Origin of the sequence: Komagataeibacter xylinus (assembly GCF_031081985.1) — a bacterium.
Lineage (GTDB): Bacteria > Pseudomonadota > Alphaproteobacteria > Acetobacterales > Acetobacteraceae > Komagataeibacter > Komagataeibacter xylinus_E.
Window position 1 is genome coordinate 320,226 of the sequence record NZ_JARWSK010000004.1, and the last position, 22,391, is coordinate 342,616.

General features: G+C 66.2%; 20 protein-coding genes. 12 read left to right on the top strand and 8 right to left on the bottom strand.

Annotated features, from left to right (window positions below; genetic code table 11):
* Window positions 1-2 precede the first annotated feature (2 nt).
* Entirely contained in the window at window positions 3-1,550 is a 1,548-nt protein-coding gene (pdxR, locus tag QEG70_RS09670) for a MocR-like pyridoxine biosynthesis transcription factor PdxR (protein ID WP_308720462.1), read from the bottom strand.
* A gap of 93 nt (window positions 1,551-1,643) precedes the next feature.
* On the opposite strand from pdxR, the gene QEG70_RS09675 reads away from it, so the two are divergent.
* Window positions 1,644-2,384 (top strand): pyridoxamine 5'-phosphate oxidase family protein, encoded by a 741-nt coding sequence (locus QEG70_RS09675; RefSeq protein ID WP_308720463.1) that lies wholly within the window; start codon window positions 1,644-1,646, stop codon window positions 2,382-2,384.
* A 58-nt stretch (window positions 2,385-2,442) separates the two neighbouring features.
* Here QEG70_RS09675 and QEG70_RS09680 read toward each other — a convergent pair whose 3' ends face one another.
* From QEG70_RS09680 to QEG70_RS09700, 5 genes are all read right to left on the bottom strand, one after another.
* A complete protein-coding gene (locus QEG70_RS09680) occupies window positions 2,443-3,186 on the bottom strand; it encodes a lysophospholipid acyltransferase family protein (protein WP_308720464.1) in 744 nt (247 codons plus the stop codon).
* Window positions 3,187-3,262: 76 nt separating this feature from the next.
* Window positions 3,263-3,898: a YdcF family protein gene (locus QEG70_RS09685; protein ID WP_308720465.1), complete on the bottom strand. Its 636-nt coding sequence runs from the start codon at window positions 3,896-3,898 to the stop codon at window positions 3,263-3,265.
* Window positions 3,895-4,839, bottom strand: coding sequence for a cell division protein FtsX (locus QEG70_RS09690; RefSeq protein WP_308720466.1), 945 nt, complete (start codon window positions 4,837-4,839; stop codon window positions 3,895-3,897). Before QEG70_RS09690 ends, QEG70_RS09685 begins: the two co-directional genes overlap by 4 nt.
* A complete protein-coding gene (locus QEG70_RS09695; protein WP_308720467.1) occupies window positions 4,839-5,510 on the bottom strand; it encodes a cell division ATP-binding protein FtsE in 672 nt (223 codons plus the stop codon). The genes QEG70_RS09690 and QEG70_RS09695 overlap by 1 nt, the downstream gene beginning before the upstream one ends.
* 20 nt (window positions 5,511-5,530) lie before the next feature.
* Complete coding sequence (locus QEG70_RS09700; RefSeq protein ID WP_308720468.1) at window positions 5,531-5,938, bottom strand: hypothetical protein; 408 nt, start codon at window positions 5,936-5,938, stop codon at window positions 5,531-5,533.
* A gap of 133 nt (window positions 5,939-6,071) precedes the next feature.
* On the opposite strand from QEG70_RS09700, the gene QEG70_RS09705 reads away from it, so the two are divergent.
* From QEG70_RS09705 to QEG70_RS09755, 11 genes are all read left to right on the top strand, one after another.
* Window positions 6,072-6,665, top strand: a complete 594-nt coding sequence (locus QEG70_RS09705; RefSeq protein WP_308720469.1) for a chemotaxis protein CheW — start codon at window positions 6,072-6,074, stop codon at window positions 6,663-6,665.
* Complete coding sequence (locus QEG70_RS09710) at window positions 6,662-8,044, top strand: CheR family methyltransferase (protein ID WP_308720470.1); 1,383 nt, start codon at window positions 6,662-6,664, stop codon at window positions 8,042-8,044. The genes QEG70_RS09705 and QEG70_RS09710 overlap by 4 nt, the downstream gene beginning before the upstream one ends.
* Window positions 8,044-8,595, top strand: coding sequence for a chemotaxis protein CheW (locus QEG70_RS09715; RefSeq protein ID WP_308720471.1), 552 nt, complete (start codon window positions 8,044-8,046; stop codon window positions 8,593-8,595). The genes QEG70_RS09710 and QEG70_RS09715 overlap by 1 nt, the downstream gene beginning before the upstream one ends.
* A 6-nt stretch (window positions 8,596-8,601) precedes the next feature.
* On the top strand, window positions 8,602-10,284 hold the full coding sequence (locus QEG70_RS09720; protein ID WP_308720472.1) for a methyl-accepting chemotaxis protein: 1,683 nt from the start codon (window positions 8,602-8,604) through the stop codon (window positions 10,282-10,284).
* 11 nt (window positions 10,285-10,295) lie between these two features.
* Complete coding sequence (locus tag QEG70_RS09725; RefSeq protein WP_308720473.1) at window positions 10,296-12,398, top strand: hybrid sensor histidine kinase/response regulator; 2,103 nt, start codon at window positions 10,296-10,298, stop codon at window positions 12,396-12,398.
* Window positions 12,395-13,495, top strand: a complete 1,101-nt coding sequence (gene cheB / locus QEG70_RS09730) for a chemotaxis-specific protein-glutamate methyltransferase CheB (RefSeq protein ID WP_308720474.1) — start codon at window positions 12,395-12,397, stop codon at window positions 13,493-13,495. The genes QEG70_RS09725 and cheB overlap by 4 nt, the downstream gene beginning before the upstream one ends.
* 9 nt (window positions 13,496-13,504) lie before the next feature.
* Entirely contained in the window at window positions 13,505-15,325 is a 1,821-nt protein-coding gene (locus QEG70_RS09735; RefSeq protein WP_308720475.1) for a response regulator, read from the top strand.
* Between the two features lie 84 nt (window positions 15,326-15,409).
* Window positions 15,410-17,371: a response regulator gene (locus QEG70_RS09740; protein WP_308720588.1), complete on the top strand. Its 1,962-nt coding sequence runs from the start codon at window positions 15,410-15,412 to the stop codon at window positions 17,369-17,371.
* A 71-nt stretch (window positions 17,372-17,442) separates the two neighbouring features.
* On the top strand, window positions 17,443-18,036 hold the full coding sequence (gene hslV, locus QEG70_RS09745; protein WP_308720476.1) for an ATP-dependent protease subunit HslV: 594 nt from the start codon (window positions 17,443-17,445) through the stop codon (window positions 18,034-18,036).
* A 2-nt stretch (window positions 18,037-18,038) separates the two neighbouring features.
* Window positions 18,039-19,352 carry an ATP-dependent protease ATPase subunit HslU gene (gene hslU / locus QEG70_RS09750; protein WP_308720477.1) on the top strand — a complete coding sequence of 438 codons (1,314 nt, stop codon included), beginning with the start codon at window positions 18,039-18,041 and terminating at the stop codon, window positions 19,350-19,352.
* Between the two features lie 85 nt (window positions 19,353-19,437).
* Complete coding sequence (locus QEG70_RS09755) at window positions 19,438-19,884, top strand: SufE family protein (protein ID WP_308720478.1); 447 nt, start codon at window positions 19,438-19,440, stop codon at window positions 19,882-19,884.
* A 69-nt stretch (window positions 19,885-19,953) separates the two neighbouring features.
* Here QEG70_RS09755 and QEG70_RS09760 read toward each other — a convergent pair whose 3' ends face one another.
* Both QEG70_RS09760 and hpnR read right to left on the bottom strand, forming a co-directional pair.
* Window positions 19,954-20,163 carry a heavy-metal-associated domain-containing protein gene (locus tag QEG70_RS09760; RefSeq protein ID WP_308720479.1) on the bottom strand — a complete coding sequence of 70 codons (210 nt, stop codon included), beginning with the start codon at window positions 20,161-20,163 and terminating at the stop codon, window positions 19,954-19,956.
* Window positions 20,164-20,775: 612 nt separating this feature from the next.
* Window positions 20,776-22,320 (bottom strand): hopanoid C-3 methylase HpnR, encoded by a 1,545-nt coding sequence (gene hpnR / locus QEG70_RS09765; protein ID WP_308720480.1) that lies wholly within the window; start codon window positions 22,318-22,320, stop codon window positions 20,776-20,778.
* Between the last annotated feature and the right edge of the window lie 71 nt (window positions 22,321-22,391).

Consider the following 22,391-nt stretch of genomic DNA (forward strand, 5'->3'; position numbering starts at 1 on the left):
CTTCACGCCCGCCCCATCGGGTCTCCTGCACCGGTGTGACGCGGCATGAAGGCTTCAAGGGCCAGGGCCAGCCTGCGCATGGCGGGATCAATTTCATGGTGCGGCGTGCCAGCATATCCCAGCAGCAATCCGTGCTGCTTACGCGGACCGGCATAACATTCCGAAAGGGGCGCAACCTGCACGCCTGCCTTCAGCGCGACAGCCGTGGCCGCGTTATCATCAAGGGTGGGGGCAAGGGCAGGCGTGGGACAGGCGACGACATGCATGCCGCCTGAATCAGGGGGAATATGCATGAGGCCGGCAAGGTGGCGACCTGCAGCTTCCATCAGGCTTTTCTGGCGGGCGGCATAGAGCAGGCGCGTGCGCCGCAGGTGAGAGGCCAGGTGCCCCTCTGCGATGAAACGGGCCAGCGCGCCCTGCCCCATGAGCGGGGCGGGGGTGAAAACCTGCGGCAGGATCTTCTGCGCCACAGGCACAAGGGCGGGCGGCAGCACGATGTAACTCAGCCGAAGGGCTGGAAAGAGCAGTTTGGAAAAACTGCCCAGATAGGCGACACGCCCCGCGCGGTCGAGGGCGCGCAATGGTGCCAGCGGCCGACCGGCATAGCGGTATTCGCCATCAAAATCATCTTCGATGATCCAGCCCTGCCTGCGTTGCGCCCAACTGAGCAGGGCAAGGCGGCGCTGCAGGCTCAGCACCGTACCCAGCGGATAGTGATGTGACGGGGCAACAACCGCCAGCCGGGCATCCGGCGCTGTGGCGCGGGCCGTTTCGGGGGCAAACCCCGCTTCATCAATGGCAACCGGCACGGCGCGGATGCCGGCTGCCGCCAGTGCGGCCCTGATGCCGGGATAGCCCGGTTCCTCCACCCAGGCCTGTTCGCCTGCTTCAAGCGCGATGCGGGCAAACAGCGATACGCTCTGCTCCACACCGGCGGTGATGACGATACTCTCCTGTGCGCAATCGAACCCGCGGGCGGTGCGCAGATGGGTGGCGATGGCCTGCTGCAGGGCAGGATGGCCAGATGGCGGCGGCGTGCCAGCAATAGGCCATGCGGGCCTGCGCCAGTCCTGCTCAAGGAGTTTGGCCCATAGCGGAAAGGGGAAGGCCTGCCTGTCCGGCTGCCCGAGGGGGAAGGCAATGGGGGCATTGCCCGATGGGGCGGTCTGTGGCGCGCGTGCATGCCTGAGCAGCGTCCTGGTCCGTTCGGGCAGCATGGGTGGCAGCATGGGGGTGTGGGGTGCGCTTTTGGTGGGGGCGGGCGCAAGCATGTCATCAGGCAGGTCCCGCGCTACCGACATGCCCGCGGTGCTGCGGGCCACCAGATACCCTTCCGCCTGAAGCTGATCGAAGGCCGCGAGCACGGTACCCCGCGCGCAGCCAAGTTCAGCGGCCAGCAGGCGTGAGGAGGGCAGTTTCGTGTCACAGGCCAGCCGGCCTTCGAGTATCGCGCGGCGGATCTGGCCGTGGATCTGGGCCTGCAGTGTCTGGTGGCTGTTTTCTTCCAGCGTGATGCTCAGCAGCACGGCCCGGCGTGCCTGTCGTCCCATGACTGGTCCAGTCTGTTTTTTGCTATCTGGTTCTTTTTCCTGGGCCACTTTACCACAATCGTAGGGGCGCACGACATCACGGGATCAGTAATCATGACAAGACAGACGCCAGCAAAGCCTGACGGGATGCCTGACAGCTTTCCCGCAACACCGGTCAACCGGGTCAGGCGCCAGCCCGATCGTGGCCATTACGACAGGGCCACGCTCCATGCCATTCTTGATGCGGCCCTGCTGTGCCACATTGCCTATGTCATCGACGGGCGGCCTTACTGCACGCCCACCAGTTTCTGGCGTGAGGAGGATCATCTTTACTGGCATGGCTCATCAGCCAGCCGGATGATCCGCACGCAGGCACAGGGTGTTGACCTGTGCCTGACCGTCACCCACCTCGATGCGCTGGTCATGGCACGTTCGGGCTTTCATCACTCGGTCAATTACCGCTCCGCGATGGTGTTCGGGCAGGCGCATCCTGTCGAGGACATGAAGGAAAAACGTGCATTGATGGACCGGCTCATCGACCGTATCTATCCGGGCCGTTCCAGCCTCATCCGGCCGCCAGATGCGCGCGAGACCAGGGCGACATCCATCATGTGCATGAAGATCGAGACCGCCTCGGCCAAGATCCGTGAAAAACACGTATCCGATGATGAGGCGGATTATACGGATGTGCCTGCATGGACGGCCCTCTACCCCGTAACACAGGTGCTGGGCGCGCCTTCCCTGTGCCCGCGCCAGCAGGCGGGGCTGGCGCGCCCGGCCGGGATGGCCGATTTCGTGCCTGGTGCCCGGCTTGATGCGGTCATGGGCTCAGCCTACCGGCGTACCTTCGGGTAATCTGTCCGTGCGGGAGCCGGGCGGTTACGGGGCTGGAGGTGGTTTCAACCCGGCCCTGTCACGCGCTTGGGGGGGGGCGTGGGGGCGCGCTGGGCACGGGCAGCCCGTTCTGCGTGCACAGCTCCTGCCACGCGGTGCCAATGGCGGGCAGCAGTTGCGCGCGTTTCAGCCCTGCGGGCAGGGGCTTGCCCACCACGATGTGAATGGTGCCCGGTGTCTTGACCAGCGCCTTTGGCCCCCAGTGCAGCCCCGCATCGGTCGCAACCGGAATGACCGGCAGGCCGGTATGGGCCGAGAGGGCGGCAATGCCCGGTTGCAGCTTTATCGCAGCACCCGGCGGCGTGCGCGTGCCTTCGGGGAAGATGATGATCTGCCGCCCGCCTTTGGCCGCCCTGTCGGCATCGGCCAGCAGGGCCCGCAGCGCCTTGGCCCCGCCATCGCGGTCCACGCCGATCATGCCGGTCAGACGCAGCATGGGGCCAACGAGTGGAATGCGTTCAAGCTCGCGCTTCATGACATAGGTGGGCAGCGGCACGATGTTCATCCACGCGAACGTGTCGAACATGGACTGGTGCTGGCACGCCAGCAGGCAGGGGCCGGGCGGCAGGTGCTCGAGCCCGCTCACCTGTATGTCGATGCGGCAGATGCGCTCCAGCCCGCGCAGGGTCAGCCCGGTCCACAGCTTGGCATAGGCCAGCGCGTATTTTTTGCCGCATAGCCGGATGGCGAAGGCCGCGATGCCCATCACCAGGGTCAGCACGACAAAATACAGGTTGAACACGAAGGCGCGCAGTACGGTCATGGGGCTAACAGGTCCATCCGGGGTGGTTCAGCGCTACCCTAACACCAGAAAATGCGGCACGCGACAAGCTGCCCGCTTACCCTATGGGGGCTGCGGGCCGCGTATCGGCATGGTTGAGCAGCCCGTGCAGCGGCCGGGTCAGGCGGGCCATGTCAAGGCAGGCGAGCAGCCATTTGTCATATTCCACCACCATGAGCCGGATCGTGCCGGGATGCAGTGGGTGGCGCAGGGCAGGCGAGCGGATGGGGTAGCCATACAGGCGCACGTCAGGGGTGGTGCGGGCGATCTCGAGCATGGCGCGGCGGATATGGTAGCCCGCGGTGACCACGATCACGCTTTTCATGCCGTATTCATGCACCCATGTTGCGGTTTCATCCGCATTGCCCAGCGTGGAGGCGGCCTGGTGGCCCAGCGTGGTGTTGGTCCATAGCGCGAGGGGCACGGGCGGTGGCTGGCGGCGCAGGAAATCACCCAGCGTTGCATGCCGGTCCACGCCCGAAATCAGCAGCCGGTCGCCATAACCCTGCGCCAGTAACGCAAGCGACTGTTCGATCCGGCCCTGCCCGCCGGTCAGCGCCACGATGCCATCGGCATGCGGGGGTATGGCGGGCGGGTGGCGGGCATCGAGCATGAACCAGCCCAGCCCCGCGCTCCACGCACCAAGGCCCAGCAGGCACAGGCCCACAAGCAGGCTGCGGCGCAGGCGTGTCATGGCAGGCGGCGCAGCCAGGCCCGCACGGTCAGTTGCGTGGTGGCCCACCCGGTCAGCCCGGCCGCGGGTGGCACGATCACGAGCATCCACAGCAGGGCAGGGGGCAGCAGGGCGGCCCATGCATGCACGTCGCGCCAGTCGGGTGTGGTGGCAGGGATATCGCCCATGGCCGTAAAGGGAGCGGCAAGGTGCGAGAGTGCGAGCAGCATGGGCAGCGCCAGCACGCTGCCCCACGCGCCACCCCACAGCGCCAGCAGCCCCACGCGCGTGGCGAACCGACCCGAGATGTAGCTGTCGGTCGCCCCCAGCGCATGAATCAGCCCGATGGCCTGCCGCCGCGTGAGCAGCCCCGCCCGCGTCGCGGCCATGACCACGCACACGGCCACCGTCATTACCACCAGCACCGCCAGCCCCGCGCAGGCCTGCAGGCTGCCCGCAAGGGCGGCCAGCCGGTCGCTCCACACGCTGTCATGCTCCATCAGCACGCCCGGCGCCTGCGCCTGCAGGCGGGGCAGCAGGCTGGCCGCCACGTCCTGCCCCGGGGCGGTGTGCAGTTCGATCACGGCGGGCAGCGGCAGGCTGGCATCGCCGGTCTGCTCGATCCAGGGTGCGAGCAGCGCGCGCAGTTCGGCATCGCTCAGGCGATGGGTGCCGGTAATGCCGGGGGTGGCGGCGATGGTGGCCAGCACCGCATCAATGCGGGTTGCGGGCGTCTGGCCCATGGCGGCGGTGGCCGTGGCGGGGTCGGTGGGGCTTGGCACCTGTACGGTGGTGACCGCGCCCGCCCCATGCGTCCAGCGTTGCGAGAGGCCGTGCGCCGCAATGCCGCCTGCCAGCGCGAGCGCCGCAAGGAAAGCCATGCTGCCCACAAGGAACGGCAGGAACCGCCCCGGCAGCGCCTGCCGCAGGGCCAGCCCGTCATGATAGCGCTGCCGGGCCATCAGCCGTGATCCCGCACGAGATGACCGTGGAGGAGCTCGATGGTGGGCGCAGGGTATTTTGCCACGATGGCGTCGTTATGGGTGGCGACCACGATGGTGGTGCCCAGTTCGGCCAGGCGGTGGAACATGCGCATCAGGCGACCGGCCTGCCGCTCGTCAAGGGCGTTGGTCGGCTCATCGGCCACCAGCAGCGCCGGGCGGTAGATCACGGCGCGCGCAATGGCCACGCGCTGCTGCTCGCCGCCCGAAAGCTGTGGCGGCAGGGCCTCGAGCCGGTGTTCCAGCCCCACCCATTTCATGATGGCGTGCACCTCATGCGCAATCTCGGCCTCGACGCGGTGCTGCAGGCGCAGCGGCAGGGCCACGTTGTCGAACACGCTCATGTCGGGCAGCAGGCCGAAATCCTGCTTTACCGCCCCGATGCGCCGCCGCAGCCGCGCAAGTCCCGCCCGCCGCGCCTGCCTGACCGGCACGCCCAGGATCTCGACCATGCCCGAACTGGCCTGCACCTCCAGCGACAGGATGGACAGCAGCGACGACTTGCCCGCCCCCGAGGGCCCCAGCAGCCAGCGGAATTCACCCTGCGCCACGTCAAGGCTGACATGCGACAGCGCGGCAACACCGGTCTGGCTGCCGCCATAGGCGTAGCTGACATCATGCAGGCGGAACATGGGATGCGTCCGTCCGTTTGTTACATGGTGCGCGCGGCGATGGTGGAGAGTGTTGCGCACAGGGCGGCCAGCGCCATGAGCAGCAGCCCGTCAAACACCAGCGAGGACGGCGTGAGGAAATGCGACCCCACCTCAAGATGATCGGGAATGGAGTGGGCCACATGGGCGATCATGTCACGCGCCTGCGGGTCGGCGCCTGCTGCGCCGTTGACGATGCCGATCACATGCGGCAGCGCGCTCCAGCCAATGCCGAGCACCAGCACCAGCGGCGCCACCAGTTCGGCCACCTGCTGCACGAGGTAGAACGCGAAATAGAACACCGCCCAGACGCCAACCCGCACGACGCGCGACCCGTTCAGCCTGCCGGAGGGGGCGGTTTCAGGTGGCAGCGTGCGGTCCTGGGAAGGGTTGGAAAAGGAACTGTCCATCAAATCAAGACTCCGGCAAGGGGCGGCTTCCCCGGATTGTAGGAAATGCATTCCTGCCCGAGGTAGCGATGGCTTGTATTAAATGCAAACTTCTGCCTTGTGCATATGGCAAACAGCGAAGGTCGCCGGAGCAATGGATCAGACCAGCCCACAGCAGGCCGCCCTGAGCGGGCAGGGCCGCCCCGAAGCCCCGCCGGTCATGGTCTTTCAGGTGGGGGAGCGGCAGTACGGCCTGCCGGCGGGGCTGGTGGTGCGCGAGTGCATGCCCGTGCCCGCCCTGCGTGCGCCCATGGTCATGGTGCCGCATGTTTCGGGCTGGTTCCGGCTCGGGGGTGCCATGGTGGCGGTGCTTGACCTTGGCGTGCTGCTTGGCGTGCGCGCCCAGGCCGTGCGCGCGCCGCTTGAACTGCTGTACCGCCCGCTGCTTTTGTGCAACCAGCCCGGCGGCGGCCGTGTTGCGCTGCTGGTCGATGCGGCCCTCGATGTCATCCGCCCGCAAAAGGGCAGTGGCGCCATGGTTGACGCAGGGGCCGGGGAAGCCGAGGGTGCGGGGCAGGAACTCGAACTGGGGGATGGCAGCATTGCCTTCATGTTGCGCATGACCGACATCGTTGATGATGATGAACGCATGCGGCTTGACAGCCTGCTCGAGCGCACCCGCGCGCGCGCGGCGCTGTGGGCACAGACGGACCCCGACGCCACCACGGCAGCGGATGGCGCGCCGTGAGCGGGTCGGCCGCCTTTCCCCCAGCGGGGTTTCGCAGGCTGCTCAATGCCGTGACCCGGCGCACCGGCCTGCATTATTATGTCGACAAGACCGACCTGCTTGAAGAGGTGGTGGGCGCGCGCATGCGCCTGCATGGCTGCCACACCTGCCATGACTACCTGGCCCTGCTGGCCGACGGCGCGCAGGGCGATGCGGAATGGCGCGAGCTGGAATCGGTCATCACCATCGGCGAGACCTTCTTCTTTCGCTATGCCGAGCAGTTCGCGGCCCTTGAGCGCACCATCCTGCCCCGGCTGATCCGCAGGGCGCAGGCCATCCGCCACCTGCGCATCTGGAGCGTGGGCTGCGCCAACGGGGCGGAGCCCTATTCCATCGCCATCGTGCTGACGCGCCTGCTTGAAGAGGCGGGCGAGACACTGGCGGACTGGCGCATCGACATCCTGGGCACCGACATCAGCACCCGCGCCCTCGATCAGGCGCGCGAGGCTGCATTCAGCGCATGGAGCCTGCGTGATATCGCCCCCACGCAGCGCGCGGAATGGTTCACGCCCGTCAGCGCGCGCCTGTGGCGGCTGCATGAGGGGTACCGGCGCATGGTCACCTTCCGCTACAGCAACATCCTTGACCTGCTGCGCCCCGATGGCGGCCCCGCCGGTCCGTTTGACCTCATCCTGTGCCGTAACGTGCTGATCTATTTCGCGCAGGCGCAGGCGGTGGGGCTGGTGCATGCCATGGCGCGGCGCCTCGTGCCCGAGGGCTGGCTGCTTTTGGGGCATTCGGAGCCTGTTTCCGATTTCAGGCCCTTTCTCGAGACCGTGCGCCTGCCCGGCACGCTGGCCTTCCGCGCGCCGCCCGTGGGGGGCGCGCAGGCGGTACTGGACGCGACCCAGCCATTGCCCGCGCGCCGCGCGCTACGCGCCGCAGCCCCCGTGCCGTTGCCCGACAGCGCGCCCGTGGCCGCCGCGATCCGCCGCGTGGCTGATGGCGGGCAGGTGCCGCGCGCCATGCAGATGTGCCGCGACCATCTGGCCCGGCATCCGGTTGACGTGGGCATCCATTTCCTGTTCGCCGTGCTGGCATGGGGGCACGGGAACCTGCTGCAGGCCGAGGAATCGTTCCGCCGGGTCATCTACCTGTGTCGCGACCATGTCATGGCGCGCTGCTATCTTGCCCGCCTGCTGGAAGATGCGGGAGGGTATGCGCAGGCGGCCCGCATCCGCGCGCAGATGATTGAACTCGCCAGCCGCTGCCCGCCCGATGCCCCCCTGCCTGATGGCGATGGCCTGACCGCAGGCGGCCTGCTGCGGCTGGCGCGCCAGCTTGACGAGCCGCCCGGAGCGGCCTCAGCCGTGGCTGGCAGCCAGCAGGTGCCGTCCTGATGGCGCGTTTTTTCGGCCCTCCGCCTGCCGATGCCCCCCTTGCGGGGCGCGAGGCCTTTGCCAGGCGCGTGCTCGCTGACCGCGCGCGCATCATGGCTGCCCGTGCCGACACCGAAGGCCCATGCGCGCCCGCGCGCCCGCTGGTTCTGCTCGACCTTGCGGGCCAGTGCTGCGGGGTGGACCTGCATGCCGTGCTGCGCGTGACCGACCCGGTGTGGAGCGACATGCCGCGCAGGCCCGACTGCCCGCCCGGCGTGCGGGGCGTGCATGGCTACCAGGGTGATCTTTATACCGTGTTCGACCTGTCGGTGCTGCTTGGCGGCACCGCCCTTGCGAAGCCCGGCGTCATGCTGCTGCTGCGCTCGGTCTCGAGCATTCCGCTCGGGCGCATCGCGCTGCTGGCCAGCGGGGCGGGCGGCACGGTGGATATTACCGCAACGCCTACGCCGCTTACGCCCTCGGGCTTTCCGCAGGCCAGGCTGGCCGACGGGCGCAGCATGACGGTCATTGACCCCGCGCGCCTGTTTTCTTCCCGTTATGTCGGAGTGTGAAGTCCCGTGACTATCGCCAATCGCCTGCTGTTCGGTTTCATGGTCGGTGTCCTGCTCATGGTCTCGCTGGGCATTTATGCGCTGGGGCAGATCCGCGAGGTGCGCGACGAGATGACCATCATCGTCACGCGCGACCTGTCGGTCTATCGTGAACTGACCCATATCCGCGCCAATGAGAACGACCTCGTCGCCCGCAGGCTCGCCATCCTTGCGCATTACTACGCCCATGATTTCGAGACCGCGCCCGCCGTGCTCGAAGACGCCATTGCAAGCTGGGATGAAAAGGCCCGCGAGGCCGACAGCCTGCTCGCCGGCGTGCTGTCGCGCGCGGAGGAAGGCGGGCGCCTTGCGCGCAGCAGTGACCAGCGCGAGATGTTCAATACCGTAGCCAGCCAGTTGCGTGACATTTCCAGCCAGTTCCAGATGGATACGCGCGGTGCCGGGCTTCTGTTCCAGGCCATCCGCGCGGGCAACGACCCCAGCGTGCGCGAGCAGGCCTCGCGCATAGACAGCCGCGAGCAGTCGATCGATCTGCTCGTGGGCCGCGCCGCCTCACTACTCGACCATGGGGTGCAGGCGGCCGAAACCCAGGGTGCCGCCTCCTATGACTACAGCCGCCGCTCGCTGGCCATTGGCATGGTGCTTGCCGTGGTGGTGGCGCTGATCGTGACCTTCTGGACCCGGCGCTCGATCATGGAGCCGATCTCGTCGATCATGCACGTGATGGAGCGCGTGGGGCAGGGCGACCTTGCCACGCGGGCCAAGGTGGGCGGCATGGGCGAGGAGCGCGATGAAGTGGCCCGCCTTGCAGCCGGGCTGAACCGCATGATCGACGGCCTGCGCGAGATTGCCCGCCAGAGCGGCGAGGTGACGCAGAATCTCGATGCGGCGGTGGCCGAGATCCGTGCCTCCACCCAGCAGCAGGCCGCAAGTGTTGAGGAACAGTTTGCCGCAGTGCAGGAAACGGCGGCCACGGTGGACGAGATCACCCATTCGGGTGCCCAGATCAGCAAGCGCGCGCGTGAGGTGATTTCATCAGCCGAGGTGATCGTGCACAGCTCGGCCAGCGGGCTTGAAGCGGTGGAGGAAACCGCGCGCGCCATGGCCCACACCCATGATGGCGCCGAGGCCGTGGCCTCGAACATCGTGGCCCTGTCCGAGCGCACCGAGGCGATCAGCGAGATCATCGCCTCGGTCAATGACCTGTCGGAGCGTTCGCACCTGCTCGCCCTCAATGCCGCCATCGAGGCGGCGGCGGCTGGCGAGCATGGCCGCTCGTTCGCCGTGGTGGCCGCCGAGATGAAGATCCTCGCCGACCAGTCGCGCGACGCCACCCAGAACGTGCGCGCCATCCTTGGCGACATCCAGCGCGGCATCAACACCTCGGTCATGCTGACGGAGGAGGCGGTCAAGCGCGTCTCGGCTGGCAAGGAGCGCACCGACATCGCCTATCGCACCATCGAGCGCATGACCGGCGGCATCGAGGAAGGCGTGCATGCCTTCCAGCAGATCGTGGCCTCGACCAACCAGCAGCAGATCGGCATCGAGCAGGTCATGACCGCGTTGCAGAGCATCCGCCAGGCCAGCCAGCAGACATCGGGCGGCACGCGCAACCTCGAGGTCTCGGCCAGCAACCTTGGCAAGCTGTCCAAGCAGCTCCTTACCATTTCCGCGCGTTACCGGACCTGACAGGTCGGCCCGTGGATAATCTGAGGGACGAATTGCTGGCGGTGTTCGATGCCGAATACCGCGACCATCTGCGCTCCATCCGCGCCATCGTGGCGGCGGGCTGCCCGGACGCGCAGGCGCTTGCGGAAATCTTCCGCCGTGTCCATTCGCTCAAAGGGGCTGCGCGCGCGGTGGAACTGCCGGTGGTCGAGGGCGTGGCCCATGCGCTCGAGAACCGCCTCTCATCCCTGCTTTCGGCCCGGGCGCTGCCCGATGAGGCCGATCTTGCCGCCATTACCGATACGCTCGACGAGATCGATCTGCTCATGACCGCAACGCCCCCGGATGCGCCTGCCGCACCCGATGAGGCGGCAACGCAGGCGGAAAACCCGGCCTATGTGCAGGTGCCCGTAGCCCGGCTCGATGCGCTGGCCGCCGCCGTGCATGACCTCATGGCCGTGGCCGACCGGCATGAGCGGCTGTGGGCGCAGGTGATGGACCTGCTGGGCGATGCGCGGGCCGTCATGCACGCGCCCGAGCGCATGCGCGCCGACCCGGTGGCCGAATTCGCGCGCATGACCCGTCGGCTGATGGGCGTGGGGCGCGAGCGCGAGCTCATGGCGGGCCAGATCGACCGCGCCCTGCTGCGCCTGGGCGAGGAAGTGCATGCCGTGACCCTCGTGCCAGCCGAGAGCGTGTTCGGCTCGCTCGCCGCCATGGCAAGGCGCATCGCGCGCGAGCATGGCGGGCCGGAGGCGGGCGTCGAGGTGCACATGACCGGCATGGACGTGCAGACCGAGCGCCGCGTGATGCAGGCATTGCGCGACCCGGTCATCCACCTCGTGCGCAACGCCATCGTGCACGGGCATGAAACCCGTGCCGAGCGGCTGGCGGCGGGCAAGTCCGAAGACCTCAACATCACCATTGCCGTGACCATGACCGGGGTGCGGCTGCAGGTGGCGGTGAGTGATGACGGGCGCGGCCCCGACCTGCGCGCCATCGCCGCCCGCGCGGCAGGGCAGGGGCTGGTCCATGCCGAGGCCCCGCTTGATGCGCGGCAGTTGCTTGCGCGCGTGTTCGAGCCGGGTTTTTCCACCCGGGGCAAGGCCGACAGCCTGGCCGGGCGCGGGGTGGGGCTTTCCGTCGTGGCGGAGGCAGCGCGCGCGCTGCACGGCAGCGTGCGCATGGAGCAGCGCCACCCCGCAGGCACCACCGTCATCCTGACCGTGCCGGTGTCGCAGCGCCAGCGCACCGTGCTGCTGGTTGAAAATGCGGGCCAGTCCCTCGGCCTGCCGGGCCGGGTGATCCGCCACCTGCTGCGCGTGCGGCGTGACGAGATCCGCCTGGTGGGCGGCGTGCCGTTTGCCGTGGTGTCCCATCCGCCCGTTGGTGCGGGTACGGCCAGCGAACCGCGCGAGGAGGAACGGGTGCCGCTTGCCCCGCTGCGTGCCTTCGTGGGCGATGAAAACGCGCCCCTGCCGGTGCGCGATGGCGCGGTGAGCGTGGTGGTGATGGAGGTTGATGGCGTGCGCTGCGGCTTTGCCGTCGAGCGCATGCTCGATGTGCGCACGCTGCTGGTGTCGGACGCGACCGCCGTGGGGCTGGACAGCGAACTCGTGCCCGGCATTGCCTGGCCGCGCGAGGACCAGCCGGTGTTCGTGCTCAGCCCCGACCGGCTGTTTGCGCGCTGGCGCGAGCGCGGCAATGGCGGGGGCGCGCATTTCAGCGATGTGGACAGCGCCGCCCCCGTGGTGCCCGTGCGCCATGCGCCGCTGGTGATGGTGGTTGATGATTCGATCACGACCCGGACATTGCAGAAAACGATCCTCCAGTCCCACGGTTATGACGTGTGCCTTGCGGTGGATGGGGAGGAGGCGCTGGCCATGCTCCAGCAATCCTCGCGGCATGTGGATGTGGTGGTGACGGATGTGGAAATGCCGCGCATGGATGGCCTGGCACTGCTCGCGGCCATGCAGGGGGATGCGCATCTTGCCCATATTCCCGTCGTGCTCATGACCTCGCGCAATGATGGCGAGGATATCCGTCGCGGCATGGAAGGGGGTGCACGGGCCTACCTGACCAAGCAGCGTTTCGATCAGGGCGAACTGATCGACACCATAAGGGGACTTTTGTGAACGCAGCCACGCCCCAGCCCGACCAGCCGCCAAGGCGCGTGCTGATCGTGGAGGATTCGGCGGTATTGCGCCACCTGCTCATGCGCGTGGTGGCCGATGACCCGCGCCTTGAACTGGCCGAGGCCGTTGAAACGGCAGAGGAGGCCCTGCGCCTCGTGCCACGCCTGCGGCCGGATGTGATCTCGATGGATATCTGCCTGCCGGGCATGGACGGGCTTGAGGCCACGCGGCAGATCATGGCGCATTTTCCTACCCCCATCGTGATCGTAAGCGACAGGCCGGGGGGCGGGGCCGCGCATGTCTCGATGAATGCGCTGCGCTCGGGGGCGCTGTCGGTCATCGAGAAGCCGCAGGGCCTTACGGGCAGCGCGGGTGCCGCCGTGGCCCAGGGCATTGCCACCCAGCTTTACATCATGAGTCAGGTGCCGGTCATCCGGCGCAGGCTCATGCAGGCGGAACCCTTTCGCCATAAGGGCATGTGGTCGCGCCCGCTGGCCATTCACCCCCGCATCCTGGCCATGGCCGCCTCCACCGGGGGGCCGACCGCCTTTGCCCGCGTGCTGGGCGACCTGCCGCCCGATTTTGCGCTGCCCGTGGTGCTGGTGCAGCATATGGGCCAGAGCTTCATGGAAGGCTTTGCCCAGTGGCTGGACCAGCAGGTGCCGCTGCCGGTCAGGCTGGCGCAGCATGGCATGCCCATCGCGCGCGGGCAGGTGCTCGTGGCACCGGGCGACCGGCACATGACGGTCGGCCCGCGCGGCGAGGTGCTGCTGGATGACGCACCGCCCGTGCAGGGGCAGCGGCCTTCGGCTGACGTACTGTTTTCCTCCGTGGCGCGGGTTTTTGGCGCCGACGGGCTTGGCGTGCTGCTGACCGGCATGGGCGAGGACGGCGTGGAGGGGCTTGGCCGCATCCGCGCGCGCGGTGGCTATACGGTGGTGGAGGACCGCAGCACCGCTGTCATTCACGGCATGCCCGGTGCGGCCGAGCGCGCGGGGGCCGCGTGCATCAGCCTGCCGGTGCATGAGATCGCCCCCCATATCCTCCGGGCCATGGCAGGCGGTCCGGTTCCCTCACAAGACCCCCTGGCTGGATAAGACGACCTCATGGTGCTGACCGATCGCGAAGACATTGCCGACACCCTGCTGCTGGTGGAAGATTCCGACACGCAGGCCCTGCGCATCCGCCGCATGCTGGAAAGCCACGGCTTTCACGTCCATCGCGTGGCTAGCGGGGAAGAGGCGCTCGATACGCTCGATGTGCGCCTGCCGGGGCTGGTGATCGCCGATTATCACCTGCCGGGCATGAATGGCGGCCAGTTGGCCCGCCAGTTGCGCATGAACGCGGTCACGCGCACCATACCCGTGCTGATCCTGACCGAGGGGATCGAGCCGGGGCTGGAGCGCGAGGGGCTGGAAAGCGGGGCGGATGCCTATATTCCCAAATCCTCCGACCCGGCGCTGATCGTCTTCCGCATCCGCGCCCTGTTGCGCGAGCATGCGGCGCATGCGCCCTCGCTTCTGCCACAGCGCGTGTTCCGCCGCGCGCGCATCATGGTCATCGCCCCCGAGCCCGAACACAAACGCGCCGTGCCCGAACTGCTCGACCAGTTGCGGCGCGACGGGCATATCGTGACCCTGTGGCATGACCCCTCCCGCCTCGTGCCCGCCCTTTTGCATGACCCCGAGCACATGCCCGACTGCGTGGTGATCGACCTTGCATGCCGGGAGTTCGACGGGCTGGAAGTGTGCCGCAAGCTTGATGAATGGCGGCAGGAGGACCTGCTCTCGGGCAACGTGCCGCCGCGCATACTTGGCGTGGATGGCGCCCCCCGGCCCGATGCCAAGGAGTTCTCGGCCCGCGTGTTCGAGGCGGGGATTGATGATCTGGTCTCGCGCGATGTGGGGCCTGCGGCGCTGGCGCTGCGCATTCGCGTGCTGGTGCGCCGCAAGCTGTTGCAGGATGACGTGCGCCGCATCGAGGTGGAGCGGCAGGCGCGTGAGATCGCGGTCAAGAGCGCGCGCGCGGAGGCGGCGGCCATTGCATCGAAAGCCTCGCTGGCCGAGGCGCTGGAGCAGGCCAACCGCGAACTGGCCGATGCCAACCGCAAGCTGATCGAAACCCAGGGCAAGCTGGTGCAGACCGCCAAGATGGCCTCGCTGGGTGAGCTCGTGGCGGGCATCGCGCACGAGATCAACAACCCGCTGGCCTTCATTCTGGCGCACAAGGACACGGTGGCGCGCGGGCTGGACCGGCTTGCAGCGATGGAAGATGCCACCACCGATGCCGATCACGACCAGCGGGGCGCGATCCTGGCCAAGTGCCGCGACCGGGTGGGGTCGATGAACATGGGCTTGCGGCGCATCCAGAACCTTGTGCTGAACCTGCGCAAATTCTCGCGACTTGATGAAGGGCTGTTCCAGCTTATCGACGTGCCCGAGGCGCTGGAAACGGTCATGGCGCTGCTGACCCAGAAGCTGGGCAGCGGCATTGCGGTCAAAAGGCAATATGAGGCCCCTGACCGGCTGTACTGCCAGGCGGCGCTGCTCAATCAGGTCATCATGAATATCATCAGCAATGCGGCGGATGCAATTCTTGCCGCCCAGCATGATGATATGTCTGGTCAGGGCGGCATAGCGGTGGGCGAGATCGGCATCCACACCTATCTCGCCCATAATGACAGCGGGCCTGACAGTTACGTCTTTGTCATTACCGATAGCGGCCCCGGCATCGCACCCGATGTGCAGGAGCGTATTTTCGAGCCGTTCTTCACCACCAAGCCGGTGGGGGCGGGCACGGGGCTGGGGCTGGCCATTGCCTACAGCGTGGTGCAGGCGCATCACGGCAGCCTGTCGGTGGGGCGGGCGCCACAGGGTGGGGCGCGCTTCACCATTTCCATACCGTGGCACCCGGGGCAGGGGGGGTGAAGGCCCGGCACTGCCCGCCGCCACACCGTCCGAGCGCATGAACTAGCCATGCCTTTAACCCGCGTGCAGGGAGAGACCATGCCCATCAATACAGATCCTGCCACGCAGGCCCGCCCCGTTGTGCTGTTGGTGGATGACGAGGCGGAGATCCTCGTTGCCCTGACCGACCTGCTGGAAGACACGTTTACCGTCCTGTCCACCACATCGCCCACCGAGGCGCTGGAGATTCTCTCCACCCGCAACGACGTGGACGTGATCGTGTCCGACCAGCGCATGCCCGAGATGGGGGGCGACGTGATGCTGGCCCGCGCCCGCGCCCATAGCGATGCACAGGCCATCCTGCTCACCGGCTATGCCGATATTGGCGCGGTGGCGGCAGCGCTCAACCAAGGGCGCATCTCGTTCTATTCCCACAAGCCGTGGGACCCCGACGCCCTGCGCGCCATGATCGTGCAGGCGGCGGATTACCACCGCCTTGAGCGTGAACTGCGCACCGAGCGCATGCTGCTGCACGGGCTGCTCGACAACCTGCGCTCGGGCCTTGGCTTCAAGGATGCGCAGGGGCGCTTCATCCGCATCAACCAGCAGGCCGCCGATTTCTATGGCCGCGACATCAATGCCTGCCTTGGCCATACGGAGGAGGAACTGTGCGATGCCGACCTCCTGCCCATCATCCGTGCGGCCAGCGCGCGCCTGCGGGCGGAGGGGCGGGATGAGGAAATGCTGGAACTGCCCGCCCACATAAGGGGTGCGGCACAGGGGCGGTGGCGCGAGATCACGCGCGTGGTGCTTGGGGCACTTGGCGATGGTTCGGCGGGGTCGGTCGTGATCAACCGCGACATCACCCCCCAGCAGGAAATGGCGGCCCGCCTGCGCCAGGCGGAAAAGATGCAGGCGCTTGGCACGCTGGCGGGCGGCATTGCGCATGACTTCAACAACCTGCTTACCGCCGTGCTCGGGTCGCTCGAACTCGTGCGCGACATGGGGCCGGAGGAAGGGCCGATGGCCCGCCTGCTCGATAACGCCGCCGCCGCCGCCCAGCGTGGCGCATCACTCACGCGCAGGCTGCTCAATTTCAGCCGCCCGCGCGACCTGAGCCTCGAGCCGGTGGATGTGAACGCCCTGTTGCACGGCATGAAGGACCTGCTGGCCCAGACCGTGGTCTCGCGCCAGGGCAAGGGGGCAAACGGGCAGCCCTGTTCCATCGTGGTTGATACGGCTGCCTCCGACGGGGTGCTGCCGCCCGTATGCACCGATGCGGGCCAGCTTGAACTTGCCGTGCTCAATTTGTGCATCAACGCGGTCGATGCCATGCCCGGCGGCGGCATGATCGTGGTCTCGACCGCGCTCAAGCAGGTTAAGGAGATCGTGGCGGGCACCAACCTCGTGCCCGGTAATTACGTCATGGTTTCAGTGACCGATCAGGGGGTGGGCATGTCGCCCGACACGCTGGCGCGCGTGTTCGAGCCGTTCTTTACCACCAAGGATGTGGGGCGTGGCACGGGGCTGGGCCTGTCCATGATCTACGGGTTCATCCGCCATGTGGGCGGCGAGGTGCAGGTGCGTAGCCAGCCGGGCGAGGGCACGCGCGTGGACCTGTGCCTGCCGGTGCAGGGGGGCATCAGGGCGCAGGGCCAGCCCCTGCCCACGGCCAGCCCCCGGCAGGGCGAGGAAAGCTGCCGCGCGCTGCATGTGATGGTGGTGGATGACGAGCCGGGCGTGCGTGCGGTCACGGCAGGCTTCCTGCGCGCGCGGGGGCATGATGTGCTTGAATATTCCTCCGGCACGGCGGCGGTGGAGGCGATGAAGGCCGGGCTCGGCCCGATCGACCTCGTGATCATGGATGTGATGATGCCCGGCATGGGCGGGCTCGAGACAGTGCACCACCTCCAGGCCCTGCGGCCCGGGCTGCGCGTGCTGTACCTGACCGGCTATGCCAGCGCGGGCGCATTGCCCGCGGGCAGCGCCAATGTCATGCACAAGCCTTTCACGCAGGCGGACCTTGCCGCCCATATCGACCGGATCATGCAGCGCCCGCCTGACTGAAATGCGGCGCGTGCCCAGCGGTGGGCGCGTTGCCCCTTGTGCTGGCGCAGGAAGGTTTTATCTGTAACATCATGCAAGATCATCATTCCACATCCCATGACCCGGTCGGGTGGCATGGTACGACCATTCTGTGTGTGCGCCGTGGTGGCCATGTTGCCATGGCGGGCGACGGGCAGGTGACGCTGGGGGCTACCGTGATCAAGGGCAATGCCCGCAAGGTGCGCCGCATCGGGCCGACGGGGCAGATCCTGGCAGGTTTCGCGGGGGCGACGGCGGATGCCTTCACCCTGCTGGAGCGGCTGGAAAACAAGCTCGAGCGCTACCCCAACCAGCTTGAGCGCGCCTGCGTGGAACTGGCCAAGGACTGGCGCACCGACCGCTACCTGCGTCGGCTCGAGGCCATGATGGCCGTGGCCGATGCCGAGCGCTCCTTCACGCTGACCGGCAATGGTGATGTGCTCGAACCCGAGGATGGCATCATCGCCATTGGCTCGGGTGGCAATTACGCGCTCTCGGCCGCGCGCGCCCTGCTGGGCATTGACGGGCTGGGGGCGGAGGACATTGCCCGCCGGTCGATGAAGATTGCCGGTGACATCTGTGTCTATACCAACCACTGCGTCATTGTGGAGACACTGGGCGCGGATGCGCATGAAGGGGCAGCCTGATCATGGAAATACCCAATCATACCCCGCGTGAGATCGTCTCCGAACTCGACCGCTTCATTATCGGGCAGGGCGATGCCAAGCGCGCCGTGGCCATTGCGCTGCGCAACCGTTGGCGTCGCGCACAATTGCCCGATGCGATGCGTGAAGAGGTCGTGCCCAAGAACATCCTGATGATCGGGCCGACCGGCTGCGGCAAGACCGAGATCGCCCGCCGCCTCGCCAAACTGGCGCAGGCCCCGTTCCTGAAGGTCGAGGCCACCAAGTTTACCGAGGTCGGCTATGTAGGCCGCGATGTGGAGAGCATCGTGCGCGACCTGGTCGAGGTCTCGATCAACATGCTGCGCGACCTGCGGCGCAGGGATGTCGAGGCCAATGCGGGGGAAGCCGCCGAGAAGCTCCTGCTCGATGCGCTGGTGGGCGAGGGGGCTTCGGCCGAGACTCGCAACAAGTTCCGCCGCATGCTGCGCGCAGGCGAGCTTGAGCAAAAGGAAGTCGAGATATCGATTGCCGAGGGCGGCAACCCGACCCAGTCCGACATGCCGAACATGACGCCGGGCACCGTCATCAACTTCTCGGACATGATGAAGGGCTTCATGAACCGCGTGCCGCAGCAAAAGCGCATGACGGTGGCTGCCGCCCGTGCTGCCCTGATCCGGCAGGAAGCGGACCGGATGCTCGATACCGAGGCCCTGACGCGTGAGGCCGTGACCCACGCGCAGGATCACGGCATCGTCTTCCTCGACGAAATCGACAAGGTCTGCGCCCGTGCCGCCGAAGGGGGCGCGCGTGGCGGCGATGTGTCGCGCGAGGGCGTGCAGCGCGACCTGCTGCCGCTGATCGAGGGCACCACCGTCTCGACCAAATACGGCCCGGTGCGCACCGATCATATCCTGTTCATTGCATCGGGCGCGTTCCATATCGCCAAGCCGTCCGACCTGTTGCCCGAGCTGCAGGGGCGGTTGCCCATCCGGGTGGAGCTGGCCTCGCTCACGCGCGAGGACCTGCGCCGCATCCTGACCGAGCCGGAGCATTCGCTGCTCAAGCAGTATGTTGCCCTGCTGGGCACGGAGGATGTGAAACTGTCGTTCAGCGACGGGGCGATTGACGCGCTGGCGGAACTTGCAGCCGACATCAACGAACGGGTCGAGAATATCGGCGCGCGCCGTCTGGCCACCGTGCTCGAGCGCCTGCTCGAGGATGTGTCCTTCACCGCTGCTGACCGCAAGGGCGAGGCTGTGATGATCGAGGCCGCCGACGTGCAGGCCAAGGTGGCCCCCCTTGCCCGCAAGGGTGATCTGAGCCGCTTTATCCTGTAGGGCATGACCCGATCCGCAGGGGGCCGTGCCGCAGGGCGCGGCCTTTTGCATTCTGACCGATTTGATGGCCACCAATGCTGGAAAGATGATGACCGACCCGTTTGTAAAGCCCGAGGACGATACCGCCGCTGACGCCATTGCCGAGATTGGCGAGGAACTGGCCCTGTTTGATGACTGGATGCAGCGCTACCAGTACATCATCGAACTCGGGCGCAAGCTGCCGCCTTTTCCGCCTGAGTGGCAGGATGACGCCCATCGTGTGCCGGGCTGCCAGAGCCAGGTCTGGATGGAGGTGCAGCCGCGCGATGGTGCGCTCTATCTTGCTGGCGCATCGGATGCGGCCATCGTGTCGGGGCTGGTGGCGCTGCTGCTGCGGGTCTATTCCGGCCGCAGTCGGCAGGAGATACTCGATACCGACCCGGCCTTCCTGCGTGATCTGGGCCTGGTGCAGGCGCTCTCCACCAATCGCGGCAACGGGGTGGAGGCCATGGCGCAGGCCATTCGCAAGGCGGCTGCCGCCATGCCTGCCTGAAAACAGGAAACGCTTTGAAAATCGCCGCCTTTACGAGGGAAAAAGGCGGCGCGTGGACTGTTCTGGCGTTCAGTAACCTGCATCAAATCCTGCGTCGTCCACGGCGGCGTACAGCTCTTCAAGGTTGGTGAAACGGGTATCATAGGTAACGAAGGCCTTGCCCTGTTCAAGCGAGACTTCAACCATCGATACGCCATCCACCCCTTCGAGCGCGCGCTTCACCTTGGCGGCGCAGCCATCGCAGGTCATGCCCTGTATGTTCAGTGTCAGTTTTTCCATGATCTGGCTACCTTCTGCTGTCGCATGCCCGCAGTGGCTGCGTTGGGTTGGTCGGTCGAATCATTACAACGGAAAAGGGGGCCGCGCCATCACCTCTTCCGCAGTGCTTCCCCCATGGCATGGGATGCACACCGTATTGCCGCAGGCCTGATAAAGGCATCCTCATTCATTATGGGATCCATCGGGGCATCGCGAAAATGGAAGCCGATAAAAGTTTTTGGTGAAGCTTTTTTCAAAAAGCTTCGCAGAACACCGCCTTCTTGAAACAAGGCGACACCCCAAAACTTTTCTTATTTTGCCCTGTCAGTTATCGCTCATAATGAAAATGGTGCTCTGTTTATTCCCTATCCGTACAGAGGCTATTGCGATCCTAGCGTGTTCATGTGGCGTGATGGAATGGAAAACTGCCCGTATCACGCACGGCTTGCATGTGGCTGTTTAAAAATAGTGCATTGATAAAAAAAGATAAAAATTTTTAGCTGCGCTCTTTTTTTTAAAAAGGCGGCGTTTTTGAAGGTGTTACCTGAAGAACGTGCGGAGGGACCCATACAAAAAGGGCCGGTGCTTGCGCAACCGGCCCTTACATGGCGGTAATGATTGACGCTGCGGGCGTCAGTCAACCGTGCTCATGCGGGTTTCATCAACGAACTTTTCGGTATCGTCATCGATCTTGCGCGACTTGCGGCCAGCGGGGCCATGCACGTACAGCGTCTTGCGGTCCACCTTCTGGTCGGAGCCCTGCGGCTTGACCGGCATTTCATATTCCGGCTTCTGCGCGTGGTCGGCCATCTGCAGGTCGGGGTTGAAGACCGAGTTGAACTTCCAGATCATGGTCAGGAAGTTGGTCTGCCCGCGCAGGGCCAGGCGCAGGGCGATGCCCAGCGTGTCCTTGATGGCGCTCCAGCCCAGGTGCTTGTTGTTGAGGATCTGCTGGGTCTTGACCAGTTCCTCATAGAACTCGCGCAGCGGCAGGGTGGTGGGCATGACCGCGTGCTGGATGTCGAACAGGCGGTAGTCGCGCGTGGTCAGCTTGCGGGACTCGCTCTCCCAGATTTCGGTGCCGGGGTAGGGGGTCGTGACCGAGATGTTCACGATATCGGGGATCTCGAGGCACCACTGGCGGATGACCTCGAAGCGCTCGCGGTCCCATGACGGGTCAGCAATCAGGTTGATGGCCACGATCAGGTCGAGCGAGCGGGCATATTCCAGCGCCTCGAAGTTGCGATCCATCGACACGCGCTTGCGGAAGCGCTTCAGCCCTTCGGCATCCACCGCCTCAAGCCCGATGAAGATGTAGCTTAGTCCGATCTCTTTCCAGACCGCGAACACTTCCTTGTTGCGCATCAGCACGTCGGCGCGCGTCTCGAGGTAGTATTCCTTCTGGATGTTGCGGCGCTTGATCTCGTCGGCAATGGCCATGCCGTGCTCGGCATGCACGAAGGCCACGTCATCGACGATGAAGATGCCGGGCTCCTTGATCTCCTGCAGTTCCTCGCCAATCACCTTGGCGCTGGCCGTGCGGTAGGAGCGGCCATAGAAGGTCCAGGCGCTACAGAAGGTGCAGTCCCACGGGCAGCCACGGGCGAACTCGATGGAGGCGGCGGGGTCGAGCGTGCCGATGAAGTATTTGCGGCGGTGGCGCAGCAGGTCGCGCGCGGGGCGCACCTCATCCAGCGATTCGATGAAGATGGGCGGCGGGCCTTCGCCATCCATGGTCACCACGCCGGGCACGGTGGTCAGGTCCTTGCCCTGTTCCCATGCCTCGAGCAGCAGGCCGACGGTGGCGTCACCTTCACCCTTGAGCACGCAGTTGATGGCGCCATCGGACAGGGCCAGCACGTCACGCGCGATGAACGAGATGGAGTGCCCGCCAATGAACAGGAACACGTTGGGCAGGCGCTTGCGCGTTTCCTTGCACAGGTCGATGATCTCGGGGACATTGGCCAGGTAATTGCCCGAGAAGCAGATGGCATGCGGGCGGAATTCCTCGATGCGCTGCCAGTAATCGGGGTGCTTCTCGACCTGCAGGTCGAGGATCTGCACGTCATGCCCCTTGTTGCGCGCGGCACCGGCAACCAGTTCAAGCCCCAGCGGTTCAAGACGCAGGAAGACCTTCGTGTACATGAGCGAGCTTGGATGAACGGCCAGTAATCTCATTCTTTTACCTCAGGCATCGATGGGGACGGTGACAACGCGCGACAGCCATACGCAATCTGGTAACAAATTTA

Excerpts from the sequence above, each read along its gene's own strand:
- hslU (WP_308720477.1), top strand. The coding sequence starts at position 18,039 with ATGGAAATACCCAATCATACCCCGCGTGAGATCGTCTCCGAACTCGAC.
- QEG70_RS09755 (WP_308720478.1), top strand. The coding sequence starts at position 19,438 with ATGATGACCGACCCGTTTGTAAAGCCCGAGGACGATACCGCCGCTGAC.
- QEG70_RS09700 (WP_308720468.1), bottom strand. The coding sequence starts at position 5,938 with ATGGACAGTTCCTTTTCCAACCCTTCCCAGGACCGCACGCTGCCACCT.
- QEG70_RS09715 (WP_308720471.1), top strand. The coding sequence starts at position 8,044 with ATGGCGCGTTTTTTCGGCCCTCCGCCTGCCGATGCCCCCCTTGCGGGG.
- QEG70_RS09680 (WP_308720464.1), bottom strand. The coding sequence starts at position 3,186 with ATGACCGTACTGCGCGCCTTCGTGTTCAACCTGTATTTTGTCGTGCTG.
- QEG70_RS09705 (WP_308720469.1), top strand. The coding sequence starts at position 6,072 with ATGGATCAGACCAGCCCACAGCAGGCCGCCCTGAGCGGGCAGGGCCGC.
- QEG70_RS09695 (WP_308720467.1), bottom strand. The coding sequence starts at position 5,510 with ATGTTCCGCCTGCATGATGTCAGCTACGCCTATGGCGGCAGCCAGACC.
- QEG70_RS09760 (WP_308720479.1), bottom strand. The coding sequence starts at position 20,163 with ATGGAAAAACTGACACTGAACATACAGGGCATGACCTGCGATGGCTGC.
- QEG70_RS09675 (WP_308720463.1), top strand. The coding sequence starts at position 1,644 with ATGACAAGACAGACGCCAGCAAAGCCTGACGGGATGCCTGACAGCTTT.
- hpnR (WP_308720480.1), bottom strand. The coding sequence starts at position 22,320 with ATGAGATTACTGGCCGTTCATCCAAGCTCGCTCATGTACACGAAGGTC.
- QEG70_RS09735 (WP_308720475.1), top strand. The coding sequence starts at position 13,505 with ATGGTGCTGACCGATCGCGAAGACATTGCCGACACCCTGCTGCTGGTG.
- pdxR (WP_308720462.1), bottom strand. The coding sequence starts at position 1,550 with ATGGGACGACAGGCACGCCGGGCCGTGCTGCTGAGCATCACGCTGGAA.
- QEG70_RS09690 (WP_308720466.1), bottom strand. The coding sequence starts at position 4,839 with ATGGCCCGGCAGCGCTATCATGACGGGCTGGCCCTGCGGCAGGCGCTG.
- hslV (WP_308720476.1), top strand. The coding sequence starts at position 17,443 with ATGCAAGATCATCATTCCACATCCCATGACCCGGTCGGGTGGCATGGT.
- QEG70_RS09685 (WP_308720465.1), bottom strand. The coding sequence starts at position 3,898 with ATGACACGCCTGCGCCGCAGCCTGCTTGTGGGCCTGTGCCTGCTGGGC.